General features: G+C 32.7%; 8 protein-coding genes. 6 read left to right on the forward strand and 2 right to left on the reverse strand.

Going from position 1 to position 6,068, the window contains the following annotated elements; all coding sequences use genetic code 11:
• Window positions 1-39: 39 nt before the first annotated feature.
• From CBP76_RS03950 to CBP76_RS03965, 4 genes are all read left to right on the forward strand, one after another.
• On the forward strand, window positions 40-786 hold the full coding sequence (locus CBP76_RS03950; RefSeq protein ID WP_102195641.1) for an SDR family NAD(P)-dependent oxidoreductase: 747 nt from the start codon (window positions 40-42) through the stop codon (window positions 784-786).
• Between the two features lie 91 nt (window positions 787-877).
• Window positions 878-1,837: a 2-hydroxyacid dehydrogenase family protein gene (locus CBP76_RS03955; protein ID WP_102195642.1), complete on the forward strand. Its 960-nt coding sequence runs from the start codon at window positions 878-880 to the stop codon at window positions 1,835-1,837.
• Window positions 1,838-1,859: 22 nt separating this feature from the next.
• Window positions 1,860-2,237, forward strand: a complete 378-nt coding sequence (locus tag CBP76_RS03960) for a MerR family transcriptional regulator (RefSeq protein WP_102195643.1) — start codon at window positions 1,860-1,862, stop codon at window positions 2,235-2,237.
• Window positions 2,238-2,306: 69 nt separating this feature from the next.
• On the forward strand, window positions 2,307-3,251 hold the full coding sequence (locus tag CBP76_RS03965; protein WP_102195644.1) for an NADP-dependent oxidoreductase: 945 nt from the start codon (window positions 2,307-2,309) through the stop codon (window positions 3,249-3,251).
• Window positions 3,252-3,315: 64 nt separating this feature from the next.
• Here CBP76_RS03965 and CBP76_RS03970 read toward each other — a convergent pair whose 3' ends face one another.
• Window positions 3,316-3,792, reverse strand: a complete 477-nt coding sequence (locus CBP76_RS03970; RefSeq protein ID WP_102195645.1) for a MarR family winged helix-turn-helix transcriptional regulator — start codon at window positions 3,790-3,792, stop codon at window positions 3,316-3,318.
• Between the two features lie 131 nt (window positions 3,793-3,923).
• On the opposite strand from CBP76_RS03970, the gene CBP76_RS03975 reads away from it, so the two are divergent.
• Window positions 3,924-5,135: an MFS transporter gene (locus CBP76_RS03975; RefSeq protein WP_425430295.1), complete on the forward strand. Its 1,212-nt coding sequence runs from the start codon at window positions 3,924-3,926 to the stop codon at window positions 5,133-5,135.
• Window positions 5,136-5,149: 14 nt separating this feature from the next.
• Window positions 5,150-5,752 carry an NADPH-dependent FMN reductase gene (locus CBP76_RS03980; RefSeq protein WP_102195647.1) on the forward strand — a complete coding sequence of 201 codons (603 nt, stop codon included), beginning with the start codon at window positions 5,150-5,152 and terminating at the stop codon, window positions 5,750-5,752.
• Between the two features lie 51 nt (window positions 5,753-5,803).
• Here the strand turns inward: CBP76_RS03980 and CBP76_RS03985 are convergent.
• Window positions 5,804-6,068 (reverse strand): LPXTG cell wall anchor domain-containing protein (locus tag CBP76_RS03985; protein WP_133120379.1); only part of this gene is annotated, 265 nt, incomplete at its 5' end.

The raw sequence follows: 6,068 nt of genomic DNA on the forward strand, positions 1-6,068 counted from the left end.
ATTTGAGTCATTAAATTAATTAATGAAACGAGGATAAAAATGACAAAAAATATTTTAATCACTGGTGGAACTTCCGGTATTGGACAAGCCGCGGTGGAATTATTTGTAAATGAAGGATGGAATGTTGCCACAATTGGGCGTAATCCTGAGAAAACAACTAAATTTGCTGAAAATCATCCAGGAGTACAAGCATTCATTGCTGATATGAGTAAAGTAGATGATATTAAACGTGTAATGACTGAGATAAGTTCTAAAATGGATCATTTGGACGCTTTTTTTGCTAATGCAGGATTTGGTATTTTTAAACCATTCTCAGAAATCACTGAAAATGATTTTGATAAACAAGTGGATCTTAATTACAAGGGAACTTTTTTCAGTATTCAAGAGGCAACAAAGTTGATGAGTAAAGGCGGAAGTATTGTAATTAATACATCTTGGACGTATCATCGAGGATTGAAAACATCAACACTTTATTCATCAAGTAAATCGGCTGTTGCATATCTAACTAAATCGTTGGCATTGGAATTAGGCGAAAAGGGGATTAGAGTTAATGCCGTTAGTCCCGGATATACTAATTCAGCACAATTTAATGAAAAGAGTATTGAAGTAGATAGATTGGCGGCAATGATATCACGGGTTCCATTGCATAGATTTGCTGATGCAAGTGAGATAGCGAATGTAGTTGAATTTTTATCATCAAATAAAAGTTCATATATTAATGGTCAGGATATTGTTATCGATGGTGGGATGACTGTCACGCATGCCGAACCAGAGGTAAGAATTTAATCAAAAAGCGTTCTAATTTTAGGACGCTTTTTATGACTCATTTATTAAAGAAGATTACAATTAGTATAATATTTATATAAAGGAGAAAATTATGACAAGAGTTTTGGTAACTGCAAAAATTCCACAGTCAGCTTTTGATATTCTTAAACACGCTGAATTGAACATTGAAATGTATTCAGGCGATGGAGTGATTTCAAAAGATGAACTCATAAAGAGAATTGCCGGGAAAGATTATTTGATTACTCCTTTATCAACTATAGTTGATAAAGATGTAATCAATGCTGATCCGGAACTGAAATTAATTGCTAATTTTGGTGCTGGATTCAATAACATCGATGCAAAATATGCCCGTGAAAAGAACATTCCCGTTACTAATACTCCGCAAGTCTCAACAGTTTCAACAGCTGAGGTCACGACCGGACTAATTATTTCTCTGAGTCATCGAATTGTTGAGGGTGACAAGTTAATGAGAACTAAGGGATTTGCCGGTTGGGCACCACTGTTCTTTTTGGGACATGAATTGGCAGGCAAAACTTTGGGAATATTTGGTATGGGACAAATTGGTCAAGCAGTTGCCAAAAGAATGGCGGCTTTTGATATGAACATTATTTACAATCAAAGACATGCATTGCCAGCAGATATTGAAACTAATTTAAATGCTAAATTTGTTAGTTTGGATGAATTAATTAAAAATAGTGATGTTCTAACAATCCATGCACCATTGACTCCTGAAACAACGCATACTTTTGGAACCGAACAATTTCGTCAGATGAAAAAGACAGCAATAATAATTAATGCCGCACGTGGGCCATTGATTGACGAGAATGACTTGTTAAAGGCACTAGAAAACAATGAATTAGCGGGTGCTGCTTTAGATGTTTATGAACATGAGCCTGATGTTAATGATGGGTTTAAGGAATTAGACAATGTGATTTTAACTCCGCATATTGGTAATGCCACAATTGAGGCCAGAAATGCTATGGCTAATATTGTTGCTAAGAATGTTGTTTTGGTTAATGATGGAAAAGATCCACTGTATATTGTAAATTAGTAATTTTTTATGGAGAACAAAAATGAAAACATTTAATATTCCAGATAATCAAACATCATTTGCAACTAAAGAGGTTATTGCTATAACTGGTATGACTAAAGATGCTTTGAGGTATTATGAACATTTAGATATTTTAGGTCCTATTAAGCGAGATAAGAATAACTATCGTCAGTATTCAAAACAAAATTTAGAAAGATTACAATTTGTTCAGATTTTTCGTATATTAGGATTGGATTTATCATTGTTAACTAAATCAGAATTGGAGATCAGTTCTTCCCAAAAGGCAACAGAGTTGAGGGAATATAGAGAAACTGTCCGTCAAGAGAAGGTCAGAATGGATGAGATCGAAGAATTTTTGACAAATAAAATAAATTACTTTGATAAACTAAAAAAAGTTTAAAAAAAGGCTTGCTATGGTGTTGACACCATAGTTTATAGTATAGTCACTTACTTGAAAGAGGGTCATAATTTGAAAACAATCGCTATCAATCAATATGGTTCAGCTGAAGAATTTAAAGAAATAGAAATGGCAAAACCACAACCAAAATCAGATGAAGTACTAGTTGAAATTCATGCCTTCAGTATTAATCCAATGGATATTGCGGGAAGAGCTGGAATGTTAGGTTCACCATTTACAGATAATTGGTCATTCCCATTGGTTCTTGGATGGGACTTTTCCGGAGTAGTAGTTGAAGTAGGCTCCGATGTAGAGGGATATGCTAAAGGAGATAAAGTCTTTGGCTCAGCATCTAGTTCACATTCATCAGATAACGGTACGTATGGTGAATATATTGCAGTTGATAATACTGAACTAACTCATATCCCAGATGGACTTACTTTTGACCAAGCTGCTGCTTTGCCAATTGCTGGTGTGACTGCTTATTATGGCATGAAGCACAATTTGGATTTACAAGCTGGACAAAAGATCTTTGTTGCCGGTGGTGCTGGTGGCGTAGGATTATTTGCCGTTCAAATTGCAAAGGCTTTTGGAGCATATGTTGCCACTACCTCAAGCGAAAATCATCGTCAATTGCTCGAAGACTTAGGTGTTGATGAAGTGATTGATTACCATAAGGTTTCTGCTGTTGATGTCTTACATGATTTTGATGCTGTTTTTGACACTGTGGGTGATGTAGATACTGGATTAAAGGTTTTAAAGAGTGATGGTAAATTGGCTACAATTGCCACACAACCAACAGAAGAACAAAAACACGATCAACAAAAACAGGTAGCCTTCCAATTTACTTATGGTACAGGGGCTGATCTTGATGCATTAGCTGAACTTGTTTTAAACGGGAAACTTAAGTTGATGGTTGAAACAATGCCATTTAGTGCAGAGAATGTGATTAAGGCTCATCAAACGATTGAAGGCCATCATACTACTGGTAAAATTGTTATACATGTTAAAGATTAATAATAGAATATTTTAATAAAAAATGACGATAACCTTTTAAAGGCATCGTCGTTTTTTATTAGTATTAGAGTTTAATCTTCTGTATTTTAGACAATATTTCAATGAAATGTTCTATTTCTTCGTCAGAATAATCAGAAAGAATATTATCAACATTTTGGAGAATATGATTGTCTAATTGTGTATGTAAATCAGCAATTTTTTCACCAAGGGGAGTTAAACTAACTAGGATTTCTTTGTTATTTTTAACAGTTCGATATTTTTCTAGAATATTCTTCTTTTCTAATCGGTTCATCATTCGTGAAATTGTAGGCTGAGATAAGTCTACAGCGGCAGGCAGAGATTTTATTAAAACTCTTTCTTGATTACCAATTTTATTAAGTACTTTCAAATCTTGAGTGCTTAATCCAGCCAGAGCGTCCTTCAATTCGGGATTGTCGGTTTGAGTCAACAACCAATTTTTTTCTTGATCGTTAGTACTATCTTGAGAAAGAAGGTTGCCAATATTTGTCATGATTGATTTAGCATTTTTGCTTTTATTCATAATTATTCTCCTTTTTTATTCACGTGAATAAATTTGTTGAAATTAATCTTACACGGTATATAATAACACATGTATTCATGTGAATAGAAAAAGAGGCGTTTAAAATTAAGTTAATAAAGAATCGTTGGTTAATATTAACAATCGTGGGGTTAATTACATTTATGGATGATTTGGATGCCAGTATTGTGAATGTAGCATTACCTGTAATTAATCGCTCATTGTCAATAAGTATGAGTGTGGCAGAATTGATCGTTTCTATTTATTTAATAGTGATTTGTATATTTCTATTGCCATTTGGTAAATTGGGAGACCTTATAGGGAAGGTTAAAGTTTTTAAAATAGGAATGATTATTTTCACTGTTGGGTCACTCCTATCGGGTATTAGTTTCAATATAACTTTTCTTTTAATTTCTAGAGTTATACAAGCATTAGGTGCGGCAATGACTATGAGTACTAATAATGGAATTATCACAGAAACTTTTCCACAACAGAATAGAGGGCAGGCTCTTGGTTGGGTTGGAACATTTGTCGCATTGGGAATGATTGCCGGGCCTGGGATTGGTGGAATTTTATTAGAGTTTTTACCATGGCAGTCTATTTTTTGGATTAATGTTCCTATTGGAGTTATTTTAATAGTTTTGGGTTTCGTTATAATTCCAGAAGATAATATTAAATTAGGTTCACATACTTTTTGGCCATTAATTGATTTTAAAATCTTTAAAAATTGGGATTTCACGGTTGGTCTAATTACAGCAATATTAGTTTTTATGACAAATAACTTTTATATGGTTTTAACACCGTTCTATTTAGAGAATACTAAATCATTATCCGCAAGTTTATCAGGAATGATTATGATGATATTACCATTAGTACAGTCAATAATTGCACCTTTATCAGGAGGATTAACAGATAATAATGGTGCTTGGAAAATTGCTATTACGGGTTTGTGGATTATTTTTATTGTTCAATTGGGATTGGTTCTTTTAAACTCAAAATCATCTATTTATTACGTTGGATTGATGATTGGTTTTTTAGGATTAGGAAATGCTATTTTTCAATCTCCCAATAATACAATGATAATGAGTTCAGTTGATGAAACTCAACTAGGTGCTGCAGGTAGTATCAATGCACTGGCAAGAAACTTAGGTATGGTGTTGGGAAACGTTACTTCAACATGGTTATTATTTTTAATAATGAGCCATTTGGCTAAAAAAAGTATTACTGACTATACAGGTAAATATACAAATTATTTTATTAGTGGACAGCACCTGATTTATATCCTAGGTGGCATTTTATTATTTATAGCGTTGTTGTTATCAAAGTTTCGTACAAATAAAAAATAATCGGAGGTATTAATATGACAAAAATTAATATAATTTTAGGAAGTTCCAGAAAAAATTCTTTAGGAAAAAACTTATTTTCTTATTTAAAGAATAATAAAGTAATATATGAAGTAGGAGATACAAAAATTCATTTTATTGAAATCGGCGATTATGATTTACCATTTTTCTATGAAACCTTACCACCTATGAATAATAAAGATAGAAAATTACCGGATAATCAACAAAAATGGTTAGACGACATGTTGGATGCGGATGGTTATATTATCATGACACCAGAATATAATCATTCTTTCCCGGCAGTATTAAAAAATGCACTTGATTTTTTAGCAAATCAATGTGTAAATAAACCAGCAATAATTATGTCATATTCAGATAATATACGTGGAGGACAATTTGGAGGATTTGACTTAAGTCCTGTATTAACACGACTGGGATTTTTTGTTTTACCGCCCCAAGTTGTTATTGGAAATGTTCAAAAGAATTTTGATGAACAAGGTGATTTTTATGAAAACGCTCCTTCAAAAGATTTTTATACAAAACAATTGAAGCAAACGGTTGAAAAGATTATCTTTTATGGAAAGTTGTTTAAAGAAAATCCTTTTAAGTTTAATAGTTAATATAATAAAAAGAACACTCTGCAATTATTGCAGGGTGTTCTCTTTGTTATATTAATGCTTTTTAAAAATTACGGGAATAAACATAATTAATGCCGCACCTAGATATGAAAGCCATGAGGTTTTTTTATTTCCGGTTTGTGGTAGTTTTGAAATAAAATTGCTATTTGTATTAGAAAGAATATTGTTAGAATTTGCATTCTTATTATCGGAATTGTTGTTGTTTTGATCATTTGAGTTATCTAGATCAATTAATTCTTCAGAATCAGTTGGTTCTTCAGAATCAGTTGGTTCTTCGGGATCAGTTGGATTCTCAGGA

Origin of the sequence: Companilactobacillus nuruki (assembly GCF_002872255.1) — a bacterium.
GTDB classification, from domain to species: domain Bacteria; phylum Bacillota; class Bacilli; order Lactobacillales; family Lactobacillaceae; genus Companilactobacillus; species Companilactobacillus nuruki.

What these genes read in the sequence shown, in the direction of transcription:
- CBP76_RS03960 (WP_102195643.1), top strand. Translation starts at nt 1,860, where the DNA reads ATGAAAACATTTAATATTCCAGATAATCAAACATCATTTGCAACTAAA.
- CBP76_RS03950 (WP_102195641.1), top strand. Translation starts at nt 40, where the DNA reads ATGACAAAAAATATTTTAATCACTGGTGGAACTTCCGGTATTGGACAA.
- CBP76_RS03970 (WP_102195645.1), bottom strand. Translation starts at nt 3,792, where the DNA reads ATGAATAAAAGCAAAAATGCTAAATCAATCATGACAAATATTGGCAAC.
- CBP76_RS03980 (WP_102195647.1), top strand. Translation starts at nt 5,150, where the DNA reads ATGACAAAAATTAATATAATTTTAGGAAGTTCCAGAAAAAATTCTTTA.
- CBP76_RS03955 (WP_102195642.1), top strand. Translation starts at nt 878, where the DNA reads ATGACAAGAGTTTTGGTAACTGCAAAAATTCCACAGTCAGCTTTTGAT.